A 23,671-nucleotide genomic window follows, 5' to 3' on the forward strand; every position below is an offset into this window, starting at 1 on the left:
TTATTATAAATTACTATTCGTATTATTGTTCAGTTTCAGGAGTTTCGTCCTCTTTAGTTTCTATCGGAATAATAGTTTCCTGTTTAGGTTTTACTTTTTTGATTCCTTTTCTCATGGATTCTCCAACCAAGTTGCTTGCCGTGAAACTGGCCACCATATTATTCAACATATCACTTCCGGCTTGTGGAGAATTAGGTAACAAGATTAAGTTAGAATTAGTGTCGGCTCCAATGGCTTGTAAAGTATCATAATGTTGAGTAACTACAATTAGTGCTGAAGCTTCCTGAGAGTTGATACCAACTTTGTTCAAAACATCTACACTTTCTACTAAACCTCTGGCAATTTCTCTTCTTTGATCTGCAATACCTTGTCCTTGTAAACGTTTACTTTCTGCTTCTGCTTTGGCTTTGGCTACAATTCTGATTCTTGATGCTTCAGCTTCAAATTCAGCAACCGTTTTTTCTCTATCGGCAGCATTTATTCTGTTCATTGCATTTTTTACTTGAATATCTGGGTCAATATCAGTTACCAAAGTGTTGATAATGGTATACCCATAAGTGGTCATGGCTTCATTCAATTCTCTTTTTACGGCAATGGCAATATCATCTTTTCTTTCAAAAACATCATCGAGTTTCAATTTAGGAACTTCGGCACGAACCACGTCAAATACATAAGAGGTAATTTGATCGTGTGGATATTCTAACTTATAAAATGCATCGTAAACGGTTTCTTTTACAACCATAAATTGAACCGAAACTTTTAGTTTTACAAAGACGTTATCTTTGGTTTTAGTTTCAATAATAACATCTAATTGTTGAATCTTAAGATTTACACGTCCAGCAATTCTGTCTATCAATGGAATTTTTAATTGTAGTCCTGATTGTCTTATACTCAAAAATTTTCCAAAGCGTTCTATAACAACTGAGGTTTGCTGTTTCACTGTAAAAAAGGAAGACAGGAAAATAAATAATCCAAAAACTAGAAGGAAAATCAATGTAATGTTCATAATATATTTAATTTAGGTGTAATTTTAGGTGTAAATTACAAATAACTTTAGGTTTTTCCTACTTAAATCTGTTTATATGAAAAAAGCGGTCTTAATTTCAGTTATTGCATTGATTTCTTTTACAGTTTCAGCTCAATATGGTTATAGGGATTCCAATAGAATTGGGATAACTGTAGGGGTGAATCAGTTTAGTATGAACACTGCTAATTTTACAACGAATTCTGAGATGGGATGGAATGCCGGACTTTCGGTAAGAGGGAATTTCTATGATAATTGGGATATGGTTTATGCATTGCAGTTTAGTGAGAATAATTTTTCTGTCGCCACAAGAAATTTACTTTTGATGAATGAGGATGTAATGTATAAATTGCCTTCTGCTCAAATCTCATTGCAGTTGAGTTATATCTTGATTGAAGATCATTTGAGTATTGAGCTGGGTCCGATTGTCCAGGTGAACGGAAAATTTAAAATTAACTCTGATAATCAAAATAATATTATCTCAGGGACAACTTTGTTAGCCAAAGATATTGTCGATATTTCTAAATTTAATTTTTATCCAACTGTTGGAGTCACAGCAGGAGTGAAGCATTTTAGGATAAATGTTTCCTATCAATATGGTGTTAATAATATGCTGGGAAATCTAAACAATAAAAACCTTGGCGTTAATTTCAAAGGAAATCCGGGAATTATGAACGGAAATGTTATTATTTATTTATAAAAAAAGGCTCCTAAATTTAGGAGCCTTTTAGTATTATAATGTTTCAATTGCTTTTTGAAGTCTTTTGATCGTTTCTTCTTTTCCAATGAGTTCCACGATATCAAATAGGTGAGGACCTTTTAAGGCTCCCACTAAACTTAAGCGGAAAGGTTGCATTACTTTTCCCATCCCAATTTCATTTTTGCTCATCCAATCTTTTACCAATGTTTCAATATTAGCCGAAGTAAAATCGGTTATTTCTTCAATGACTGAAATCAATTCTTGCATTAAAGCCGGTGTTTCTGCTTTCCAGTTTTTAGATGCTTTTTCATCATAAGATGTTGGAGCCACAAAAAAGAAATCACTCAAATCCCAAAATTCAGAAACAAAATGAGCGCGTTCTTTTATCAATGAAGCGATTCTCACAACATCAAATTTTGAAATCTCAATTCCTTTTTCTTCTAAAATAGGGGAGAAGGCTTTCGCCAAATTTTCATCTTTTTGCTTAATTAAATATTGGTGATTGAACCATTTGTTTTTTTCCGGATCAAATTTAGCACCGGCTTTATGTACTCTGTTTAAATCAAAAGCTGCTACTAATTCTTCCAAAGAATACAATTCTTTGTCGGTACCGTCATTCCAACCCAATAAGGCCAAGAAGTTAACAACTGCTTCAGGAAAAAATCCTTTTTCTCTGTAACCGGATGATATTCCTTCTTCGGTTTTCCATTCTAAAGGAAATACTGGAAATCCCAGTTTATCGCCATCACGTTTTGATAATTTACCATTTCCAATTGGTTTTAAAATTAATGGTAAATGTGCAAATTGGGGTGCTTCCCAACCAAAAGCTCTGTACAATAAAACGTGTAATGGCATTGATGGCAACCATTCTTCACCACGAATTACATGAGTTGTTTCCATTAAATGATCATCAACAATATTGGCTAAATGGTATGTTGGCATTCCATCGCTTTTAAACAAAACTTTATCGTCTAATAAGCCAGTTTCAAACTTAACATCACCACGAATGATATCTTGTAAATGTAAGGTTTCGTTAACCGGAGTTTTGAAACGAATAACATAATGTTCTCCGTTTGCAATTCTCTGTACCGTTTCTTCAGCAGAAATAACTAAGGAAGTGTCTAGTTTTTCTCTGTTAGTATGATTGTAAATAAATGTTTTTCCTTGCTCTTCTTGTGCTTTTCTTGCAGCATCTAAAGCTTCGGCAGTATCAAATGCATAATAGGCCCAATCGGAACTTATTAATTGGTCAGCATATTCTTTGTACAAATGTTTTCTTTCGCTTTGACGGTAAGGACCAAATTTTTCATTTTTCCCAATGGTTTCATCAGGAGCAATTCCTAACCATTCTAAAGCTTCCATGATATAAGCTTCGGCACCATGTACAAAACGATTTTGATCTGTATCTTCAATTCTTAGATAGAAAGTTCCACCATTTTTTTTGGCAAACAGATAATTAAATAATGCGGTACGAACCCCGCCAATATGTAAAGGTCCGGTTGGACTTGGTGCAAAACGCACTCGTACTTGCTTTGACATTGTAGTAAATTTTAATGCAAATATACGTTTTCAATGCGTGAATTAGAAAATTTGAGAAAGAGATGAAACAGAATTAATGTTTTAACTTTACGATGGGCATCTTTTCTAAGTACTGCATTGGCAAATTATTTCATTAAAATTATTACTTTTATTGGTTATATAATCTTAATTGAAAATTTTGAGTCATTCCAATTTTATTTATCAAAAGTTAGAAGCTTTTATCAGGAAGTTTTATATCAATGAATTGATACGAGGAATTGTTTTCTTTATCGGTTTAGGGCTGTTGTATTTCTTGTTTACGCTTTTTATCGAATATTTTCTTTGGTTGAAACCAATGGGAAGAACTTTTCTTTTTTGGATTTTCATTGGGGTAGAAGTTTTTCTTTTTCTTCGATTTATTTTGTTTCCAATATTCAAATTATTCAAACTTCAAAAAGGATTAGATTACAATCAAGCCTCAACAATTATTGGAAATCATTTTGTAGAAGTAAATGATAAATTGACTAATTATCTTCAATTAGCAAATGCAGACTATCATCAAAATTCTGAATTATTGATGGCTTCAATTGAACAAAAAGCGAATGGTTTGCAACCAATTCCTTTTGGCAATGCGATTAATTTTAGGGAAAACAGGAAATATTTTCCTTTAGCGGTGCTTCCTATTTTGGTTTTTATTTTCTTTTATTTATCGGGAAACAATGCTGTGATTTCTCAGAGTTTAAATAGGGTAATGCATTTTAATGTGGCGTTTAATCCTCCGGCGCCTTTTGAATTTGTGGTGTTGAATTCTGATTTGCAAACAGAACAGAACAAAGATTTCATTCTTAGAATTAAAACCGTTGGAAAAATAGTTCCTGATAATGCGATGATATTTATAGATGATGAAAGCTACTTTTTGGAAAGTGTTTCTCCTGGGGAATTTCAGTTTAAAATTTCCAAACCAGCCGTGAATGTTTCTTTTCATTTAAAAGCGAATTCGGTTTCATCTAATGAGTTTGAGTTAAAAGTTATTAGAGTTCCGTCGATTGCTAATTTTGAAATGCTTTTGAATTTCCCTTCTTATCTAAACAGAAAACCAGAAGTTTTAAAAGGAACTGGTAATGCAGTTATTCCAGAAGGAACCAGCGTGACTTGGAAAATGGATACCGAAGCGACTCAAAAAGTAGATTGGTCTAATGAAATTGCTCATTTTCCTTTTGCCAAAGCAGGAAACAGCTTTACTTTATCAAAAAAGATAGTTAATAGTACTGAATATCAAATTTTTACTTCAAATAATAAGGTCGAAAAGTATGAAAAGTTGAATTATCAGCTTACCGTGGTCAAAGATCAGTTTCCCTCGATCAATGTAAGCAAAGCACCGGACAGTTTAAAGGTAGCAAGCAATTATGTTGTGGGTCAAATTGCCGATGATTATGGTTTATCTCAACTTCAGATTGTGTATTATGAAAACAATAAACCTGAGACTGCCAAACGTGGAACAATTGCAATTAAGAAAGCTGCATTCGATCAATTTGTGTTTTCATTTCCTTCAAATCTTCCCGTGATTCAAGGTGTTTCTTATGATTATTTTTTTGAGGTTTTTGACAATGATGCGCTTCATAATTTTAAAAGTACAAAATCGGTTGTATTTTCCAATAGAATTTCTACTGATGAAGAGAATGCTGATTTAGTTTTAAAACAGCAAAATGATAATATTAACGGATTAGAAAAGTCTTTAAAAAATCAAAACAAGCAAATTTCAGATATTGATAAATTGCAAAGAACAGGAAAAGAAAAGGAGCAATTTGAATTTAAAGACCAACAAAAAGTCAATGATTTTATCCAACGCCAAAAACAACAGGATGAGATGATGAAGGAATTTGCAAAAAAAATGAAAGGCAATTTAGATAAATTCAAAGCTGATCAAAAAGATGAATTGAAAGAAGCATTACAGAAACGCCTTGAAAATGCAGATAAGGATTTAGAAAAAAACAAGAAACTTTTAGATGAACTTAAAGATTTAAACGATAAAATTCAGAATGAAGATTTGCTTAATAAGTTAGATAAATTTAAACAAAACAGTAAAAATCAAACTAAGAATTTACAGCAATTGGTTGAGCTTACCAAGAAGTATTATGTAGAAAAGAAAGCGGAACAGCTTGCGGATAAACTGGACAAACTTTCAGATAAGCAGGATAAATTATCTAATTCAGAGAAGGAAAATAAAGTGGATAAACAGAAAGAAATCAATTCAGATTTTAATAAAATTAAAGAGGAGTTAGAGAATTTAGATAAAGACAATAAGGAATTAAAATCACCATTGGATTTGCCTAAAGATCCAGCTATGGAGAAAAGCATTGATGATGATTTAAAGAATGCAACCGATGAACTTCAAAAGGAAAATGCTGCGAAGGCTAAACCAAAACAAAAGAATGCTTCCAAAAGTATGAAGTCTATGTCGATGAAAATGACACAAAGTATGGAAGCGAATGAAAAGGAGCAAATGGAAGAGGACGTTAAAATGTTGAGACAGATTTTAGATAATTTATTAGCCTTTTCTTTATCGCAAGAAGATGTCATGGGTCAATTTAAAAGTCTAAAATCCGGTTCACCTGCATTTAATAAATACATTAAACAACAGCAAAATTTGAAACAGCAGTTCAAACATGTTGATGATAGTTTATTTTCAATGTCTTTGCGTAACCCTAAAATTGCAGAAGATGTGATCAAGGAAATTGGAAACGTGCATTACAATATTGATAAATCACTGGAATCTTTATCCGATTCTCAAATTCCAAAAGGGATTTCTCACCAACAGTATTCGGTTGCTTCTGCTAATAAGCTAGGAGATTTTTTAAGTGAATTGCTTAATAATATGAAAAATTCATTATCAGGAATGGGAAAAGGAAAGCCGAAACCTGGAAGCGGTTCAAAAATGCAATTGCCTGATATCATTAAAAAACAAGAAGCTCTTGGTGATAAGATGAAAGAGGGCATGAGTAAAAGTCAAAAACCGGGGGAGGGTGCTAAAACCGGAAAGTCAGGAAAACAAAATGGAGAAGATGGGGAAGGAGATGCTCAAGCATTAATGGAGATATTTAAAGAGCAGCAGCAATTGAGGGAAGCTTTGGAGAAAGAATTGAATAAACAAGGTTTGGGTTCTATTGGACAAAGTGCTTTGGATAAAATGAAGCAATTAGAAAAACAACTTTTAAATAAAGGTTTTAATAACGAAACGATACAAAGGATTGTTAATATTAAACAAGAATTATTAAAATTGGATACTGCTGTAAAGGAGCAAGGGGAAGATAATAAGCGGGAATCATTTACCAATAAAAAGGAATTTAATAATCAATCTAAAGGCTTACCAGACGCTTTATTAGATTATTTGAATAGCATAGAAATATTAAACAGACAATCATTACCTTTGCGCTCCAATTTTAACCATAAGGTTCAAGAATATTTTAATAAAAAATGATCAATTTTAATTACGAAAACGAGTTTACTTTAGAGAACGAAGAGGCAATTGCGAAATGGTTATCTGATGTGATTGTATCCGAGAATAAGAAAGAAGGGGAAATAAATTATATTTTTTGCGATGATGAATATCTGCACAAGATTAATTTAGAATACCTGAATCATGATACATTGACGGATATTATCAGTTTTGATTACACAATTGGAAATGAATTACACGGCGATGTTTTTGTTTCTGTTGAACGTGTTCAAGATAATGCTATCGATTTTAATGTTCCTTTCGAGGTCGAATTAAGAAGAGTTTTGGTTCACGGTATCTTGCATTATTGCGGATACAAAGATAAAGGTGAGAAAGAAGAATTGATGATGCGAGCCAAAGAAGATGAAAAACTTGCGATGTTTCACGTGGAATAATAATTAAACTACTTCTTTAAAATCAAAAAATGTTTCACGTGGAACGATTTTTGATTTCTGTTCGAAGTTAGTTAAGTGTTCCACGTGAAACAAAATAATAGAATAGTATGTTGTGTTGTAATGTTTCACGTGGAACGTTTGGTTTTTTTTAGAAATGCTCTGGTAAATAATGTTTCGAAAGAAACAACAAATTAATTTAGATTTTAAGAGTAGAACGCAGTTTCGATCTTTGAATCTAACTCCCGAGAATCGGGAGTAAAATCATAAAAGAAAATGTTTCAAGAAGAATATGATGTAATTGTGGTGGGTGCGGGTCATGCGGGTTCTGAAGCTGCGGCTGCGGCGGCCAATTTGGGTTCCAAAACCCTGTTGGTAACAATGAGCTTGCAAAACATTGCACAAATGTCGTGTAATCCTGCGATGGGCGGAATCGCCAAAGGTCAAATCGTTCGTGAAATTGATGCCCTTGGCGGATATTCTGGAATTGTTTCAGACAGAACAGCAATCCAGTTCAAGATGCTGAACAAATCGAAAGGACCTGCAATGTGGTCGCCAAGAGTTCAGAGCGATCGTATGCGTTTTGCTGAAGAATGGAGGATGATGTTGGAAGGAACTCCAAATCTTGATTTTTACCAAGAGATGGTAAAGGGATTGATTATTGAGAGCGGAAAAATAAAAGGAATTCGCACTTCGCTAGGAGTGGAAATAAAAGCGAAATCGGTTGTTTTGACCAATGGGACTTTTTTGAACGGTTTGATTCATATTGGTGAAAAACAGTTTGGAGGAGGAAGAGCTGGCGAAAGTGCCGCTTATGGAATTACCGAAGATTTAGTGAATGCCGGTTTTGAAGCGGGCAGAATGAAAACAGGAACGCCTCCTCGTGTTGACGGACGTTCTTTGGATTATTCTAAAATGAACGAGGAAAAAGGTGATGCGAAACCAGACAAGTTTTCTTATTCGGATTTGACAAAGCCGTTGATTCATCAGAGATCTTGTCACATGACGTACACTTCATTGCAAGTGCATGATATTTTGAGAGAAGGCTTTGATCGTTCGCCGATGTTTAACGGTAGAATAAAAAGTCTTGGTCCTAGATATTGTCCATCGATTGAAGATAAAATTAATCGTTTTGCCGATAAGGAGCGTCACCAATTGTTTGTAGAACCCGAAGGTTGGAATACTTGTGAAGTTTATGTGAATGGTTTTTCGACTTCGCTTCCGGAAGATATTCAATTTAAAGCGTTGAGTTCTGTAGCCGGTTTTGAAAAGGTTAAATTTTTTCGTCCTGGTTACGCAATCGAATATGATTATTTTCCGCCAACACAATTGAAGCATACTTTGGAAACCAAATTAGTGGAAGGTTTGTATTTTGCCGGACAGATAAATGGAACGACAGGTTATGAGGAAGCTGCTTCTCAAGGATTGATGGCTGGAATTAATGCACATTTAAAAGTACAAGAAAAAGCGCCTTTAATTTTAAAAAGAGATGAAGCCTATATTGGAGTTTTGATTGATGACTTAATTACTAAAGGAACCGAAGAGCCATATCGTATGTTTACGTCGCGCGCTGAGTATAGAACTTTATTGCGTCAGGATAATGCTGATTTTAGATTAACGCCTTTGTCACACGAAATTGGTTTGGCTTCTGAAAAGCGTTTGCGTCGAATGGAGCATAAATTGAATGAATCGGAAAAAATGGTTGCTTTTTTCAAAGAGACGAGTATTTCGGTAGCGGAAGCGAATCCTGTTTTAGAGTCTAAAGGTACGGCGTTGATTTCGCAAGGCGATAAAATGTTTAAAGTTTTCTCGCGTCCGCAAATTGATTTGGAAGATATAATGAAATTTGAAAAGGTTAAAACCTATGTTGAGGAAAATGATTTGGATCAGGAGATTTTAGAGCAAGCGGAAATTCAAGTGAAGTATTCCGGTTATATCGAGAAAGAAAGAAATAATGCCGATAAATTGACGCGTTTGGAAGATGTAAAAATTCCTGCTGATTTTGATTATAATAAAATTAAGTCAATGTCCATTGAGGCGAAACAGAAATTGAGCAAGATTCGTCCTGTGACTATTTCTCAGGCTTCACGTATTAGTGGGGTTTCTCCAAGTGATGTTTCGGTTTTGTTGATCTATATGGGGCGTTAATCTAAATGCTCAGATCATTTGTTCCACGTGAAACTACGGCCGAAAAGCCTACTCTCACTGGAAAGTTTTAAGAATATATAATTTTAAACCCTGAACTGTTTTATACAGCTTCGGGGTTTGGTTTAAAAATAATGTGAATAATATATAGTTTATTTAATGGATATTTCAAACAAAAAGCATTTCTTAACGGTAAAAGATCACTCGGTGTCAAAAGAAATTTTCGAATTGTATTATGACGAAACCTTAGACATGTTAATTACGTCACCACAACCAAATGAAAATATTTTGGGGAAATATTACGAAAGCGATGATTATATTTCCCATACAGATAACAAACGTTCGTTATTTGAAAAAGCCTATCACTTTGTAAAAGGCATCGCGCTAAAAAATAAATTGAATTTAATTAATGCCCAGCAACCGACTAAAGGTAAGATTTTGGATATTGGCGCGGGTACCGGAGATTTTTTATCGGTTGCCCAAAAAAGCGGTTGGCAAACAATAGGAGTGGAGCCTAGTGCTAAAGCCAAAGCGATTGCAAAAAACAAGGGAGTGTCATTTGTAGAAAAAACTTCAGAATTAGAAAATAATTCTTTTGATGTGATTACGATGTGGCATGTTTTGGAACATGTGCCCAATTTGGATAATCAGATAAAAGAATTGAAACGCTTGTTAAAACCAAATGGAACATTGATTATTGCTGTCCCAAATTTTAAATCTTTTGATGCAAAATATTATGGTAGTTTTTGGGCGGCTTACGATGTGCCAATTCATTTTTGGCATTTTTCAAAAAAAGCAATAAAAACACTTTTTGAAAAAGAAGGAATGGAATTAGAAAAAGTACTTCCTATGAAATTTGATTCTTTTTATGTGAGCTTACTTTCCGAAAAGTATAAAAGCGGAAAAATGAATTTCGTTAAGGCCTTTTTTATAGGTTTACAATCCAATTGGAAGGCAAAGAGGAATTTTGAGTATTCATCGCACATTTATGTACTGAAAAATAGTTAAAATCGATTTTAAGGCGGTTTTAAGGGGAGATTTCCTCGATAAAGGTGAATTGCGTGTCCGTTTTTATAAAAACGTCTTAAATAAAAGCTAAAAAGCTTGTTTTTTATAAGCTCAAATTATAATTTTCCATTTTTAAATAACAAAATCTAATAGTGCCCTTTTTAGGCATTTTTCAATCTTTTTTAGGATACTATCTATTTTTTTATATTTTTGTCCTACTTACATAAAATTAGAAATAAACCAAAATGAAAAAAGTATTATTAATTATCGCAATTTCTATTTCAGTTGTTGCCTGTAACAAAACAGCGGAAGTTAAAGAAGTTAAAACAGCTTATGTAGATACTTCGGTATTAATGAAAGAATACACAGAGGCAAAAGATCTTGAGGCTAAATATAAAGCGCAGTCTGAAGAAAAAGGTAGACAGTTGGAAGCTGAAATTAATCGTTTCAAACAAGATGCAGCTAATTTTCAATCTCAGGCTCAAGCAAACGGTCAAGCGTGGGCACAACAAAGAGGAGCTGAATTACAAAAGAGAGAACAACAATTAAGTTATGCTCAACAAGCTCTAGCGCAACAATTGCAACAAGAAAGTGGTGTTGAAATGGACAGTTTAGTTAGTGGTGTAAAGAAATTTATCAAAGATTACGGTAAAGAAAAAGGTTACGCTTATATTTATGGAACGGGTGATGCTGCCACAGTATTATATGCTGAGGATAAGTATGATATCACAAAAGAAATCCTTAAAGGCTTGAATGATAAGTACAAAACAGCTGCGAAAACTGATGATAAAAAAGAAGAAAAAGCAGAGGTTAAAAAATAATTTTTATATTAATTCAGCAGAAAACCTTCATCTAAGTTTTAGATTGAAGGTTTTTTTTTGAATTTAACTCTGATTTTAGCGTCCAGACAAGTACTACAAGAAAGCACGTTTCTTAATATAAAACAGCTGTTTTTTTAATAATTTAGCATCTTAGATTTCAAGCCAAATGCAAACACTATCCGAAGCCGCGTCCTATACCTTACAATTCATCAATCAAACACAGCGTTCTGTTTTTCTTACCGGAAAAGCAGGAACGGGCAAAACCACGCTTTTGCGTGAAATTATCCAAACGACACATAAGAATACTGTTGTGGTGGCGCCAACTGGAATTGCGGCTTTAAATGCAGGTGGTGTTACGATTCATTCGATGTTTCAATTGCCTTTTGGTGGATTCATTCCTTCGTTTAATGTTGAATCTCAATTTTCGGAAACGGTAAAATTTGAATCCAAAGATACCTTGCGCAGGCATTTTAAAATGAGCGGTCTTAAGAAATCGGTGATTCGTAATATGGAACTGCTGATTATTGACGAGGTGAGTATGTTGCGTGCCGATTTGCTGGACGCCATGGATTACATGATGCAAACGGTTCGAAAAAAAGCAACGCCTTTTGGTGGGGTACAAGTTTTATATATAGGAGATTTATTACAATTACCGCCAGTTATTCGTGATGAAGAATGGCGCACCTTAAAGAATTATTACAAAGGGAAATTCTTTTTTCATTCGCATGTGGTCCAACAAAATCCGCCCTTGTACATTGAATTGTCTAAGATTTTCCGTCAAACCGATGACAAGTTTATCGCTGTTTTGAATAATTTGCGCAATAATCAGATTTCTAAAGAGGATGTTGAAGTGCTCAATGAATACGTAAAACCGGATTTTGATTTAAAAGCGAACAAGGGTTATATTACGCTGACGACTCATAACGCAAAAGCCGATGCAATAAATGCCCAAGCTTTGGAGGATTTGGAGGGAAAACTGACAAGTTACAAACCGGACATTGTGGGTGATTTTCCCGAAAAGATTTTTCCGGTCGACGAGTATTTGCAATTGAAAATAGGAGCACAGGTGATGTTCGTTAAAAATGATCTCTCTGCGGATAAGCATTATTTCAACGGAAAAATGGGTGTTATCAAATCGCTTTCGAGTCAGGAGATTCTTGTTTATTTTCCGGAAGAAGACAAAATGATTGAAGTCGAAAAATACGAATGGCAGAACATCCGCTACAAGCTTGATGAGATGACCAAAGAAATAGAAGAGGAGGTTTTGGGCACTTTTGTGCATTATCCGATCAAGTTGGCTTGGGCCATTACCGTACATAAAAGCCAAGGTTTGACTTTTGACAAAGCAGCGCTCGATGTTTCGCAGGTTTTTCTGCCGGGGCAGGCCTATGTGGCACTTTCGCGTTTACGTTCCTTAAATGGGCTTGTTTTGCTTTCTCCGCTGCGCATGAACGGTATTTCTAACGATCAGGATGTGATGGATTATGCGCTGAACAAAGCTTCGGAGGAATTGTTGAAGAATTCATTGCATTTTGAAACCAAAAATTTTATCCATAATTACCTGATTAATAGTTTTGATTGGGCCGATTTGGCTCAGGAATGGCGGAATCACAAATTCAGTTATTCGGATAAATCAGAAACTTCGGGCAAATCGAAGAATGCGCTTTGGGCAACGAAGCAAATGCAGGCTATCGACTCACTTTTGGATCCATCCAAAAAGTTCATGCAGCAATTGAATAAAATATTTGCAAATGAAACCGTCGATTTAATTCATGTTTCGGATAGAATAGAGGCGGCCTTGAATTATTTTTGGGCACCAATGGACGAGTTGGTTTTTGAAGTCCTTTGGAAAATAGAGGAAGTAAAACGAACCAAAAAAGCAAAAGCTTATTACGAAGAATTGTCGGTGCTGGAAGAATTGCAAACCAAAGCGGTTTTGCGATTGATGAAGGCAAAACTGTTGATGGCGGTTGTCGTTTCGGGTGAAACTATTTCGAAAGAGAAATTGACTTCGGACGAAATTAAAAAATACAAATCCCGAAAAACGGAAGTGATTGCTACGCAATTCAAGAAGTTAAACATCAGCCTGATTGAAGACGATAAGGATGTAGAGCGTTACACTTCAAAAAAATCTGCTCCGAAAGCGCCAAAGAAATCTACTGTGGAAGAAACCTATGATTTGTGGCTGCATAAAAATTCGATTGAAGATATTGCCAGAATCCGTAAACTCACCACACAAACGGTGGAAAGCCATTTGGTTAAATTGATTCAATCCAAAAAAATTGCTGTCAGTGACGTAATGCCGCAGGATAAAATTGAGGAATTAAGCGAAGCTTTCAAATATTACAAAGAAGAATCGCTGAACGCAATGAAAGAACAATTTGGCGAAAAATACACTTGGGACGAATTAAGGATGTTTAAAGCGAGTTTGAATTAAGCGGGGTAAGTTCATAAATGACTAAATTCGCAAGTGTTATAGCTTTAAAATTTTGAGTGTGCGATGAATTTATAACCTAAATCAACTGATTGACAAGAATGCCGTAAAAATGCCGCAAATAAACCGTTATCAAATTAATCGTTTCATAAATAGTTTTGTGAAATAAATTTAGACTAAATATTATGAACGAAATAGGAGAAAAGATTAGAGAAGTAAGAAAGAAAAAAGGTTTGTCTCAAGAAGAGTTAGCTGAATCTGCTAAAGTAAATTTAAGGACAATTCAACGGATTGAGAATAATGAAAGTGAACCTCGTGGAAAAACTTTGAATTTAATTTGTGAAGTTCTTGATATTAACGTAGAAGATATTTTAGATTGTGATAAACACATAGATAAAAATTATTTGATTTATTTTCATCTTTCTGTATTGTCAGGTTTAGTAATTCCGAGCGGAAATATAATTGTTCCTCTAGTTTTATGGCTAACTAAAAAAGACAAAATAATTGGATTGAAAAATATCGGTGCAAATCTCTTAAATTTTCAACTCATTTGGACTTTTTCTGCTTTTCTAATATTAATTGCTGCTGCATTTTTTAAAATCACACATTTAGTGATTGGCCCGAGTAATCTCTTAATATTTGTCTGGGTAATACTTTATGTAATAAATATAGTTTTGCCTATTTTCTTTGCCATTAAAACAAGAAATGGAAAAACGGACAATTTTTATCCCAATCTTATAAATTTGATCAAATAAACGTTTAAATCTCATGCAACAGATAAAAAATGTTTTGTTTATTATATTGATTTCTGGTTATTTATAATTCACTCGTTAACAAATATAAAAATCTGTATCAATTTTTAAAAATCAGTTGCATCGGAGTGCTAATAATCCATCACATTTCAGAGCACGATGTATAAAAAATTACCCCTAAATAGCTTTCACTTTTTAGGGGTAATTTAAAACCAGAGGTTTTTTGTTTTTATAGAGATTCAATCAGGAGCCAAGCTTCGGGATTGTCCTTTTCTTGAATTTCTTTTTTGGCTTTTTCAGCTTCTGCTAAAGTGCTGTAGCTTCCGTAAACAACAGGAAAAAGTCCGTGTTTGTTTGGCGCCAAACGCTTGGCTTTATATCCAAGATCCGAAAGACGGTGGAATATTTTATCGGCATTTTTCTCTTCTCTAAAAGCTCCGGCCATTACATGATAAGGCATTTTTCCTTCTTTTACCGAAAGGGTTACCGCAGGGATGGGTGCTTTTATAAAGAAAGTAGCTTCTTGGATTTTGTTATTCACTTGTTTTTGAACCGCCGTTTCAACCAGCATAGTTTCGTTTGCCATTTGATTTTGGTACAGGCTAAAACCAATGCTTCCGGTTAATCCCAATCCAAGGACAAAAATAGCGGCATATCTCAAATACGATCTGCTTGCTCTTTCTTCGGTTTGTGGTTCTAAAGTAATTGCGGCTTTTTCTTCAATCGCTTCGAGTTTTTTCTCGAAGATTTCTCTTTTTACAACCGGAGAAACAAATGAACTTAAACCAAAAGAACTCGACAAATAATTAGTTTGATCCGTAGGGATGAAAACCAGATTTTTATCGGTATTTAGACTTATTTCTCCAACGTTTTTAATCGAAAGCGCTCCATTTTCTTCCAATGTTTTTTTCCAATTCAAAACAGCATGTTGAATGGCACTAACCGCATATTCGTAAGAGGTTTTCTCCGATTGGGCAATATGATTGGCCAATAAGCCGTCGTTATTTCTAATGTTAGCATTAAAAGAAATCATTTTTTTTGGTGGAAAAAACGAATTTGCGCTTTCAATCCATTGTGCCGATTGAGTTTCGGTCAAAAAAGCTCCGAAACCAGGAACGGTAACGCATTGATAACGATATAAAAGCTGGGCGATGTAAGGTTGGATGTTCATACTTACAAAGTTATACAATGAAAATAGTTATCAAAATTTTATTCACAATTTTTATTAACAATTCCCACAAAAATGTATACTTTTCATAAACAATTGTTTAGCTTTAAAAAATGAAGAGAGTCAAAACGGATTTAGTTGTGTTTCGACCTTAGTTTTGCTTCAAATCAAGGTAGTATTTTATGAATATAATAACATTTAAATAAATGAAGGAGCAGGATTTATTTTTTCTATTGGCTTTGTTAAGGGTAGAAGGAGTGGGCGATATCATGGCCAAGAAACTACTGACGCATTGTGGCAGTGCCGAGGCCGTTTTTAAAACCAAAACAGCGCAACTTGCCGCCATTGACGGCGTAGGCTCAATGTTATTGAAAAATTTGAAGGATAAGACCGTTTTTGACAAAGCCGCTAAAGAATTGGAATTTATTAAATTGAATGAGATTAAATTGGCTTATTTCCAGGATGAAAATTATCCGGATCGATTGAAACATTGCATCGATGGTCCGGTATTGTTGTTTACCTCGGGAAATATTGATTTAAAAAATAGAAAAATCATCAGCATTGTCGGTACGCGCCAAATCACCTCTTATGGAACGGAATTTTGCCGAAAACTGATAGAGGATTTGGCGCCTTTAAATCCTGTAATCGTCAGTGGTTTTGCCTATGGGGTGGATATTGTGGCGCATCAATTGGCAATCGAAAATAATTTGCAGACGATAGGAGTATTGGCGCATGGCTTAAATCAAATCTATCCCAAAACCCATAAAAAATATGTGGCCAAAGTGGAAGCAAACGGCGGTTTTATGACCGAATTTTGGAGTTTGTCTAATCCCGACAAGGAAAATTTTGTTCGTAGAAATAGAATAGTTGCAGGAATGAGCGAAGCGACTATTGTGATCGAGTCGGCAGAAAGAGGCGGCTCTTTGATTACGGCCAACATGGCAAACGATTACAACCGCGATGTTTTTGCCGTTCCGGGCCGCGTAACCGACAAATACAGCCAAGGTTGCAACAACCTGATTAAAACCCAAAAAGCAAACCTGCTCACCAGCGCCGCTGATTTGGTTTACATCCTGAATTGGGATCTGGAAGGGATTGCTTCGGAATCTCGCAATGGTCAAAAACCCGTTCAGAAACAATTGTTTGTCACTCTGGACGAGGACGAGCAAAAAGTGTACGATTATCTGTTGAAAACCGGAAAAGAATTGATGGATGTCATCGCGCTACATTGCGATTTTCCCATCTACAGGATTTCGGGTTTGCTGTTGAACATGGAACTTAAAGGAGTAATCAGACCCTTGCCGGGGAAATTGTTTGAGGCGATTTAAAAAACAAAAACCCTTTCCGTTTTGAGGGGAAAGGGTTGTGAATAAGGTGAATTTAAAAATTAAATTTCGTATCCTAATTTGGTTCTTACTCTTGCCAGAACTCCATTGGCAACTGCTGCGGCTTTTGCGGCACCAATTTTTAGCAAAGCATCTACTTCTTCTAAATTATTAATGTAATAATGGTATTTTTCTCTTTCGGTTTTAAATGTTTGGGTAATTAGTTCAAACAAAGCTTGTTTGGCATGACCATAACCGTAATTTCCGCCCAGATAATTAGCTCTCATAATGGCAATTTGTTCTTCTTTGGCTAATAAAGAATAAATTGCAAAAGCATTACAAGTATCCGGATTTTTAGGATCTTCCAGCGGTGTGCTGTCGGTTTCAATGCTCATCACCTGTTTGCGCAGGGATTTGTCATCCAGAAAAATGTTGATGATATTATTGGCTGATTTACTCATTTTTCCGCCATTGGTTCCCGGAATCAACATGCTGTCATCTTGGATTTTGGCTTCGGGAAGCACAAAAGTTTCTCCCATTTGGTGGTTGAAACGCGAAGCGACATCGCGGGTGATTTCAAGATGTTGCAATTGGTCTTTTCCTACAGGGACAAATTCGGCATCATACAATAAAATATCGGCGGCCATCAACATTGGGTACGAGAATAAACCGGCGTTTACATCGTCCAGTCTATCGGCTTTATCTTTAAAAGAATGTGCCAATGTGAGGCGTTGAAAAGGAAAAAAACAACTCAAATACCAAGATAATTCTGCTGTTTGTGGCACATCGGATTGTCTGTAAAAAACGACTTTGTTCACATCTAATCCAAAAGCAAGCCAAGCTGCAGCAACGCTATAGGTGTTTTCCCTTAGGGTTTTGCCGTTTTTTATTTGCGTAATCGAATGCAAATCGGCTATAAAAAGAAAGGATTCGTTCTCAGAATTATTAGATAATTGGATTGCGGGAATGATTGCTCCCAATAAATTTCCTAAGTGTGGGGTTCCTGTACTTTGAACACCAGTAAGTATTTTTGCCATTATTTTTTAATTAACCGCAAAGTTTGCAAAGTTTTTTCGCAAAGTTCGCAAAGTTTAGTTCGTTCTAACCGCAGAGATTGCAGTGTAATTTTTTGTTATGCGCAAAGTTCGCAAAGATTATTATTATACTACAAAGAAAGCAAAGTTTTTTGCAAAGTTCAACGAGATTTTATTTTTTGGATTTTTATAAATTATTGACCACTCTTCTGATTCCGTTTTTTAATAAAATTTCATTAAAGTTTATAAGCAATCCTAGTTTGTAATTTCCAAGTTTTAAATAGGTTAAGGTTTGAGTCAGATGAATTTCATTTAACGATTCTACGCTTTTAAGCTCAATTATTAGCTTTTTTTCAACTAATAAATCAACACGATAACCACAATCTAATTTTACTTCTTCAAAAATTAATGGCAGCATTTTTTCTTTTTCGACAAAAAGCCCAGATTGATTTATTTTATAAAACAAACATTCTTTATAGGCGTTTTCTAACAATCCTGGACCAAGGCTTTTATGGACTTCGATTGCTAAACCGATTATAATTTTAGAAATTTCATTTTCGGTCATCTTGAACTTTTTTACTTTGCGAAGAAATTTTGCGCTCTTTGCGGTTATTAAAGCACTAAGTTAATTCTTTTATGTGTTTTTACATTCGATTTCATACTTTTGGCATTATGAAAGGAATAAAAATAATCTTTTGGACTTTGTGGCGGGTATGGTTTTATATTTTAATGGCTATCCCCATCTTGTTTATGTTTCCTTTTTTGGTTCTTTCAATTTTAACAGAAAAAGGCTATCCTTATTTTTTTAAAATGGCACGAATTTGGGCTCGATTTATTCTTTTCGGGATGGGTTTTTACTATAAAATCGATAAAGACCAATCCTTAGATTCTCATAAAAGCTACATGATTGTGGCCAATCACACTTCGATGGCCGATATTATGTTGATGCTAGCGATTGTTAAAAATCCTTTTGTTTTTGTGGGAAAACAAGAATTGGCAAAGATTCCTTTGTTTGGATTTTTCTACAAAAGAACCTGTATTTTAGTCGATAGAGGTTGTTCAAAAAGCCGAATGGAAGTTTTTAATGAGGCACAAAAGAGAATAAACAGAGGTTTGAGTGTTTGTATCTTCCCTGAAGGCGGTGTACCGGATGACGAATCGGTACTGTTAGATTCGTTCAAGGATGGCGCTTTCCGATTGGCAATAGAGCATCAAATTCCAATTGTTCCCATCACTTTTGGCGACAATAAAAAAAGGCTTTCTTATACTTTTTTCAGCGGAAGCCCAGGTTTGATGCGGGTTAAAATTCATCGAATTGTCAAAACTAAGGGAAAGACTGGAGCTGATCGTAAGGAAATTAGGGACAAGGTTCGAGAAACTATTTATAAGCAACTGATCGAATTTGAATCTGATAAATTAAAAATGATAACTAATTCCGGAATACAAGCCTAAAAGGACTGGTTTGAAATTTCCAGAATCATTAGTGAAAGTATTCAGTTGGTATTTGACCATGGGTTCAATATTCAGTTGGAAAGATTTGACAAATTTGTATTTGAATCCAAGTCCAAAATTGGTACTAAAATGAACCGAATTCAAGTTATTTGCTTCACCAAGTTTTAGATTAGTATTGGTTGATAATAATGAAATTTCATTCTCTTCGAGAAATAAAGTACTGATTCCGCCTATGATGTTAATACCTATTTTCTTATCCAAAACGGCATAGGAAAGTTCTAAAGGAACTTCATAATAGCCCATTTTTTGATTGATGGTGCCACTGCTTGTTTTTTGTAAATTTTTTTCAAAAGACATCAACGAATTTAGATTAGTATTAGTATGAACTTCTATTAGTGCGGTGTTAGTGTAATTGACATTGGCCAAAGTGGTGTTTTGCAAACCCGAAGAATAAACCACATTATTAGTATTATACCCCAATGAAAACTTATTGATTCCGGATCGTAAAGCTACTTTTTTATTGATGGCATAATTGACTCCAATACCAAATCCAAGGCTTTTATCCGTAGTTTTAGAATTTTCTGAAAATTGTGGATCGATAGAGGATCCTTTAGAACTTGACTGTGGATACATCGCGGCAATATTTGGCGTGATTTCCCATCTGTTTTTGTAAGAGGCAAACACTTTGCCTTTTCTTGCTTCTTTGTCCTTTAAAATAGCTTCTAATTCATTTTCAGGTGTGATTTCAATTTGTTTTTTCAAATCGTTTTGGACAATAGAAGTATTCGGATTTTCTTTGACAGCTTCTTTTTCCGATTTTATATTAAAAATTTCCTCCGTGGTATTTGGATTTTTCAGCTTGTTTTTTTCTGAGAGCGCTAATTCTGACTTCGAAGTTTCTTTTTTGAGATCCGTTTGCTTTAACGGTGAATTATTTTTTTGGAAATAAACTGCAACAGAATTTTGATTCTTCGCTTGGCCAAGGGCGATTTTTGTTGGTACAGGAGTTGTAATTTCTTTTTCATTTTTGTTGGTTTTTTTTAGGTTTTTTGGTGGAGTTAGGGCAACTTTTGTATTGTTTTTTAAATTAATACTGTTTTTATTTTCCTCTGGTTTTGTAGGAACAGAAGTTGTATCGAAGGTTGAAGAATTCAAAGAGTTATTGTCTAGAACGATGCGGTCAGGAGAATCCGTAGCGGTTTTGAAAATGGTATTTAACGCAAAAAAGCCCAGAAAAAAGGCTGCTGCGATTCCAGAGTATTTCAGCCAAAGCGGAAGTACTTTTCGTTCTTTTTTTTCCTCCTTCATAGCGGCTTGGATGTTAGACCAAGTTTGCTCTTGAGGTTCTGTTTCAAAATCTTTGAATCTTTCTTGAAACAATCGGTCTATGTTTTTGTTGTTTTTCATTTTGCCGATGATTCGAATTTAATTTCTGTTAGTTTTTCAATTTTTTCTTTCAAAATCAATCGTGCTCTGAAAAGATTTGATTTTGTTGTTCCGGTCGAAATGTTTAGCATTTCGCTGATTTCCTGGTGTGAATAGCCGTCCAGGACATATAAGCTAAATACGATTCGATATTGATCCGGGAGTTCATGAATGATTTGTAATAAATAGTCTAGGGATATTTTTTCATCATCTATATCAACTTCGACCTCTGAAATATTCTCGTCCAGCACCTCCATAAATCGGACGCCTTTAAATTTTTGTAAGGCATTGTTTATCAGTAATCTTTTGGCCCAGCCTTCAAAAGAACCTTTGCCGCTGAATTGTTCTATTTTTTTAAAAATAAGTATAAAACCATCCTGCAAGTTATCTTGAGCATCTTCATAATTTCGGGAATATTTTAAACACACCCCAAAGAACTTCTTAGCAAACAATTGGTATAGTTGCTCCTGAGCTTTGGGGTGATTCTTTTTACAATCCTTGATTATTTGTTCTAATGCCACAGAATGGTTTTATGGGTTATTCAACTACTTGAATTTCTACATCTTCAAATATGTCTTTATTATCAGCATCTTTCCCTTTGTAAAACTTAAAAATATAAGAACCCGTTGCCGTTACAGTAAAGTTAAATGAAGTTTCTGATAAAGCAGGAACATCAGTAGAGCAAACTTGGTTGTCTTTTACTGCAGTCTGTACACCTATTGTTCTTGTGTTTAAATCTTTAGCATAATATATTCCTTGAAAAATATGGCAAGCTGTAGGTTTTTGATATTTTAATTCTATTTTATAAGTCTCTCCCAGTTTAAAACTCTCAGGCAGAGTATAACTTTCTACCGGAAGCACACTGTAGGTATAAGTATCCCTGTTGTCGTTGTCAAGGCTACAACTTACCAATGTTGTCATGAATAGTACTAATAATGCAATTTTTTTCATCTTCTTTAAAATTTAATAGGTTAAAAATGAACTTGTTTTTGTTACAGATGGAACAAGCTCTACGTCTTAGATAAGGTGTTTTAAAAAAGGTTGCGTCAAAAAGGTATTTTTTTTCAAAAAATTAAACTTTTATTTTCTGTCTATTGTATAAAAAAAGGTTGCCTAATACTAAACAACCTTTTTTAATAGGATTTATGAAGCTGGGCTTACAACAATAGTTTGAGTTATAAATTCAGTCTCTGTTTTTTTAAACTTCAAAATGTAAGTTCCTTCGGCTGTGGCTTTGAACTTGTATGGCGTCTTTTTTATGGTTGGAATTGCATTACAATTAACGTCTTCATATTGAGATTCAACCTCTATTGTTTTGGTATTTTCAGATGCAGTTTCAACAAATTTATTAAAAATTCCGCAGCTGTTGTCAACGGCATAACTAACTTCTAATGTAAGTTCTTGATTAACGGTTCCGGTTGTAGGGCCTGTCACTTCCGTAACGAATGATTTTTTGGTGATCACTTTTTGTGGTTCATCATCATTAGAACAAGCCGTGAATCCAGCAGCTACAAATAAAACTAATCCAAGCATTTGTAATTTAATCTTTTTCATTTCTTTAAAATTTTTAAATGGTTATTAATTATAATAAAGATGCCTTTGACTTGTAATGGTTGCTTATAAAAGTGTGTTTTTATGAAAATAATTTCAGTTTTTACTTGTAAAAATTTAATTATCAGCCTATTTTAAAAATTAGATAAAAATGAAGAAGTTCAATTTTTTAACAAAAATTACGTTTAAATTAGAGTTAGAAGAATAAAAAAATGCCCGAAAATTTTTCGAGCATTTTTTAAAATATAATAAAAAAGGAGGATTAGTTTTCTGCTAATTCCTTTATTCTAGCTTTGATTTTTTCTTCAAGTTCATCCGCTAATTCCGGATTGTCTTTGATTAAAGATTTTACGGCATCACGGCCTTGGCCTAACTTAGTTTCGCCATAGCTGAACCAAGAACCTGATTTTTTGACGATTTCAAATTCAACCGCTAAGTCTAAGATTTCTCCTGTTTTTGAAACTCCTTCACCGTACATGATGTCAAATTCGGCTACTTTAAATGGTGGTGCCACTTTATTTTTGACAATTTTCACTTTGGTTCTGTTTCCAATAACATTTTCACCATCTTTGATTTGGGTAGAACGACGAATATCTAAACGTACCGAAGCGTAAAACTTCAAGGCATTTCCTCCCGTGGTAGTTTCTGGATTTCCAAACATCACTCCGATTTTCTCTCTCAATTGGTTGATAAAGAAAACAGTACAATGAGTTTTACTGATGGTTCCAGTTAATTTTCTTAATGCTTGTGACATTAAACGGGCATGAAGACCCATTTTAGAATCTCCCATTTCGCCTTCAATCTCACTTTTTGGAGTCAAAGCGGCAACCGAGTCAATAACCACAATATCTATGGCTCCTGAACGGATTAGGTTTTCGGCAATTTCTAATGCTTGCTCCCCGTTATCTGGCTGAGAAATGATTAGATTTTCGATGTCTACGCCTAATTTTTCGGCATAGTTTCTGTCAAATGCATGTTCAGCATCAATGAAAGCAGCTATTCCGCCGGCTTTTTGAGCTTCGGCAATAGCGTGAAGTGTTAAGGTCGTTTTACCAGAAGACTCCGGACCATATATTTCAATAATCCTCCCTTTTGGATAACCGCCAACTCCCAAAGCTAAATCAATTCCCAGAGATCCTGATGAAATGGTTTCTACTTCTTCGATGGCCTTGTCGCCCATTTTCATCACTGTTCCTTTCCCGTAGGTTTTGTCCAGTTTGTCCAGCGTTAGCTGTAATGCTTTTAATTTGGCTTCTTTCTCTGTACTCATCTTCTCTTTTACCTTTTCTTTCATTTATATTATTTTATCACTGAAAAAAAAATTCCGGAAGGCTTTGTTTTTTCTGGAATTTCCTTTGAATATGAATTTTTGTGCTTGTAAAAATACTTCTTTTTTTGATTCAAATTTTCTGTTTCACAAATATTT

General features: G+C 34.6%; 20 protein-coding genes. 10 read left to right on the forward strand and 10 right to left on the reverse strand.

The window, feature by feature from the left end:
- Window positions 1-22: 22 nt before the first annotated feature.
- Window positions 23-1,006, reverse strand: coding sequence for an SPFH domain-containing protein (locus LNP19_RS04235; protein ID WP_230063566.1), 984 nt, complete (start codon window positions 1,004-1,006; stop codon window positions 23-25).
- Window positions 1,007-1,082: 76 nt separating this feature from the next.
- Here LNP19_RS04235 and LNP19_RS04240 point away from each other — a divergent pair, with 76 nt between their 5' ends.
- Complete coding sequence (locus LNP19_RS04240; RefSeq protein ID WP_230063567.1) at window positions 1,083-1,724, forward strand: PorT family protein; 642 nt, start codon at window positions 1,083-1,085, stop codon at window positions 1,722-1,724.
- Between the two features lie 33 nt (window positions 1,725-1,757).
- On the opposite strand, the gene gltX is transcribed toward LNP19_RS04240, so the two are convergent.
- Window positions 1,758-3,263, reverse strand: a complete 1,506-nt coding sequence (gltX, locus tag LNP19_RS04245) for a glutamate--tRNA ligase (RefSeq protein ID WP_230063568.1) — start codon at window positions 3,261-3,263, stop codon at window positions 1,758-1,760.
- Window positions 3,264-3,441: 178 nt separating this feature from the next.
- Between gltX and LNP19_RS04250 the strand changes: the two genes are divergently transcribed.
- From LNP19_RS04250 to LNP19_RS04280, 7 genes are all read left to right on the forward strand, one after another.
- Window positions 3,442-6,720 carry a DUF4175 family protein gene (locus LNP19_RS04250; protein ID WP_230063569.1) on the forward strand — a complete coding sequence of 1,093 codons (3,279 nt, stop codon included), beginning with the start codon at window positions 3,442-3,444 and terminating at the stop codon, window positions 6,718-6,720.
- Window positions 6,717-7,133 carry an rRNA maturation RNase YbeY gene (ybeY, locus tag LNP19_RS04255; RefSeq protein WP_230063570.1) on the forward strand — a complete coding sequence of 139 codons (417 nt, stop codon included), beginning with the start codon at window positions 6,717-6,719 and terminating at the stop codon, window positions 7,131-7,133. The genes LNP19_RS04250 and ybeY overlap by 4 nt, the downstream gene beginning before the upstream one ends.
- 273 nt (window positions 7,134-7,406) lie before the next feature.
- Window positions 7,407-9,278, forward strand: a complete 1,872-nt coding sequence (mnmG, locus tag LNP19_RS04260; RefSeq protein WP_230063571.1) for a tRNA uridine-5-carboxymethylaminomethyl(34) synthesis enzyme MnmG — start codon at window positions 7,407-7,409, stop codon at window positions 9,276-9,278.
- Window positions 9,279-9,434: 156 nt separating this feature from the next.
- Window positions 9,435-10,283, forward strand: a complete 849-nt coding sequence (locus LNP19_RS04265) for a class I SAM-dependent methyltransferase (protein ID WP_230063572.1) — start codon at window positions 9,435-9,437, stop codon at window positions 10,281-10,283.
- A gap of 245 nt (window positions 10,284-10,528) precedes the next feature.
- Window positions 10,529-11,104 carry an OmpH/Skp family outer membrane protein gene (locus tag LNP19_RS04270; RefSeq protein ID WP_230063573.1) on the forward strand — a complete coding sequence of 192 codons (576 nt, stop codon included), beginning with the start codon at window positions 10,529-10,531 and terminating at the stop codon, window positions 11,102-11,104.
- Between the two features lie 166 nt (window positions 11,105-11,270).
- The gene (locus tag LNP19_RS04275) at window positions 11,271-13,541 is read left to right on the forward strand and encodes a helix-turn-helix domain-containing protein (RefSeq protein WP_230063574.1); all 2,271 of its coding nucleotides are present in this window, start codon (window positions 11,271-11,273) and stop codon (window positions 13,539-13,541) included.
- A gap of 182 nt (window positions 13,542-13,723) precedes the next feature.
- A complete protein-coding gene (locus LNP19_RS04280; RefSeq protein WP_230063575.1) occupies window positions 13,724-14,293 on the forward strand; it encodes a helix-turn-helix domain-containing protein in 570 nt (189 codons plus the stop codon).
- A gap of 226 nt (window positions 14,294-14,519) precedes the next feature.
- Here LNP19_RS04280 and LNP19_RS04285 read toward each other — a convergent pair whose 3' ends face one another.
- Window positions 14,520-15,461, reverse strand: a complete 942-nt coding sequence (locus tag LNP19_RS04285) for an HU domain-containing protein (RefSeq protein ID WP_230063576.1) — start codon at window positions 15,459-15,461, stop codon at window positions 14,520-14,522.
- A gap of 203 nt (window positions 15,462-15,664) precedes the next feature.
- Here LNP19_RS04285 and dprA point away from each other — a divergent pair, with 203 nt between their 5' ends.
- Window positions 15,665-16,786: a DNA-processing protein DprA gene (gene dprA / locus LNP19_RS04290; RefSeq protein ID WP_230063577.1), complete on the forward strand. Its 1,122-nt coding sequence runs from the start codon at window positions 15,665-15,667 to the stop codon at window positions 16,784-16,786.
- Window positions 16,787-16,845: 59 nt separating this feature from the next.
- Here dprA and trpS read toward each other — a convergent pair whose 3' ends face one another.
- Both trpS and LNP19_RS04300 read right to left on the reverse strand, forming a co-directional pair.
- The gene (gene trpS / locus LNP19_RS04295) at window positions 16,846-17,820 is read right to left on the reverse strand and encodes a tryptophan--tRNA ligase (protein ID WP_230063578.1); all 975 of its coding nucleotides are present in this window, start codon (window positions 17,818-17,820) and stop codon (window positions 16,846-16,848) included.
- Between the two features lie 184 nt (window positions 17,821-18,004).
- Entirely contained in the window at window positions 18,005-18,382 is a 378-nt protein-coding gene (locus tag LNP19_RS04300) for a GxxExxY protein (RefSeq protein WP_230063579.1), read from the reverse strand.
- Between the two features lie 107 nt (window positions 18,383-18,489).
- On the opposite strand from LNP19_RS04300, the gene LNP19_RS04305 reads away from it, so the two are divergent.
- The gene (locus LNP19_RS04305) at window positions 18,490-19,269 is read left to right on the forward strand and encodes a lysophospholipid acyltransferase family protein (RefSeq protein ID WP_230063580.1); all 780 of its coding nucleotides are present in this window, start codon (window positions 18,490-18,492) and stop codon (window positions 19,267-19,269) included.
- On the opposite strand, the gene LNP19_RS04310 is transcribed toward LNP19_RS04305, so the two are convergent.
- The 5 genes from LNP19_RS04310 to recA all read right to left on the reverse strand — a co-directional run bounded on the left by LNP19_RS04310 (window position 19,234) and on the right by recA (window position 23,515).
- Complete coding sequence (locus LNP19_RS04310) at window positions 19,234-20,676, reverse strand: hypothetical protein (RefSeq protein WP_230063581.1); 1,443 nt, start codon at window positions 20,674-20,676, stop codon at window positions 19,234-19,236. The genes LNP19_RS04305 and LNP19_RS04310 overlap by 36 nt on opposite strands.
- Window positions 20,673-21,215 carry an RNA polymerase sigma factor gene (locus LNP19_RS04315; protein WP_230063582.1) on the reverse strand — a complete coding sequence of 181 codons (543 nt, stop codon included), beginning with the start codon at window positions 21,213-21,215 and terminating at the stop codon, window positions 20,673-20,675. The genes LNP19_RS04310 and LNP19_RS04315 overlap by 4 nt, the downstream gene beginning before the upstream one ends.
- Before the next feature lie 16 nt (window positions 21,216-21,231).
- A complete protein-coding gene (locus LNP19_RS04320) occupies window positions 21,232-21,645 on the reverse strand; it encodes a hypothetical protein (protein WP_230063583.1) in 414 nt (137 codons plus the stop codon).
- A 192-nt stretch (window positions 21,646-21,837) separates the two neighbouring features.
- The gene (locus tag LNP19_RS04325) at window positions 21,838-22,248 is read right to left on the reverse strand and encodes a hypothetical protein (RefSeq protein ID WP_230063584.1); all 411 of its coding nucleotides are present in this window, start codon (window positions 22,246-22,248) and stop codon (window positions 21,838-21,840) included.
- 259 nt (window positions 22,249-22,507) lie between these two features.
- Window positions 22,508-23,515, reverse strand: a complete 1,008-nt coding sequence (gene recA, locus LNP19_RS04330; RefSeq protein ID WP_072941004.1) for a recombinase RecA — start codon at window positions 23,513-23,515, stop codon at window positions 22,508-22,510.
- Window positions 23,516-23,671 lie beyond the last annotated feature (156 nt).

Origin of the sequence: Flavobacterium acetivorans, from assembly GCF_020911885.1 — a bacterium.
In the GTDB taxonomy this organism is placed as follows: domain Bacteria; phylum Bacteroidota; class Bacteroidia; order Flavobacteriales; family Flavobacteriaceae; genus Flavobacterium; species Flavobacterium acetivorans.

Coding starts and splice junctions, on each gene's coding strand:
- LNP19_RS04235 (WP_230063566.1), bottom strand. CDS start 1,006: ATGAACATTACATTGATTTTCCTTCTAGTTTTTGGATTATTTATTTTC.
- LNP19_RS04240 (WP_230063567.1), top strand. CDS start 1,083: ATGAAAAAAGCGGTCTTAATTTCAGTTATTGCATTGATTTCTTTTACA.
- gltX (WP_230063568.1), bottom strand. CDS start 3,263: ATGTCAAAGCAAGTACGAGTGCGTTTTGCACCAAGTCCAACCGGACCT.
- ybeY (WP_230063570.1), top strand. CDS start 6,717: ATGATCAATTTTAATTACGAAAACGAGTTTACTTTAGAGAACGAAGAG.
- mnmG (WP_230063571.1), top strand. CDS start 7,407: ATGTTTCAAGAAGAATATGATGTAATTGTGGTGGGTGCGGGTCATGCG.
- LNP19_RS04265 (WP_230063572.1), top strand. CDS start 9,435: ATGGATATTTCAAACAAAAAGCATTTCTTAACGGTAAAAGATCACTCG.
- LNP19_RS04270 (WP_230063573.1), top strand. CDS start 10,529: ATGAAAAAAGTATTATTAATTATCGCAATTTCTATTTCAGTTGTTGCC.
- LNP19_RS04275 (WP_230063574.1), top strand. CDS start 11,271: ATGCAAACACTATCCGAAGCCGCGTCCTATACCTTACAATTCATCAAT.
- LNP19_RS04280 (WP_230063575.1), top strand. CDS start 13,724: ATGAACGAAATAGGAGAAAAGATTAGAGAAGTAAGAAAGAAAAAAGGT.
- LNP19_RS04285 (WP_230063576.1), bottom strand. CDS start 15,461: ATGAACATCCAACCTTACATCGCCCAGCTTTTATATCGTTATCAATGC.
- dprA (WP_230063577.1), top strand. CDS start 15,665: ATGAAGGAGCAGGATTTATTTTTTCTATTGGCTTTGTTAAGGGTAGAA.
- trpS (WP_230063578.1), bottom strand. CDS start 17,820: ATGGCAAAAATACTTACTGGTGTTCAAAGTACAGGAACCCCACACTTA.
- LNP19_RS04300 (WP_230063579.1), bottom strand. CDS start 18,382: ATGACCGAAAATGAAATTTCTAAAATTATAATCGGTTTAGCAATCGAA.
- LNP19_RS04305 (WP_230063580.1), top strand. CDS start 18,490: ATGAAAGGAATAAAAATAATCTTTTGGACTTTGTGGCGGGTATGGTTT.
- LNP19_RS04310 (WP_230063581.1), bottom strand. CDS start 20,676: ATGAAAAACAACAAAAACATAGACCGATTGTTTCAAGAAAGATTCAAA.
- LNP19_RS04320 (WP_230063583.1), bottom strand. CDS start 21,645: ATGAAAAAAATTGCATTATTAGTACTATTCATGACAACATTGGTAAGT.
- LNP19_RS04325 (WP_230063584.1), bottom strand. CDS start 22,248: ATGAAAAAGATTAAATTACAAATGCTTGGATTAGTTTTATTTGTAGCT.
- recA (WP_072941004.1), bottom strand. CDS start 23,515: ATGAGTACAGAGAAAGAAGCCAAATTAAAAGCATTACAGCTAACGCTG.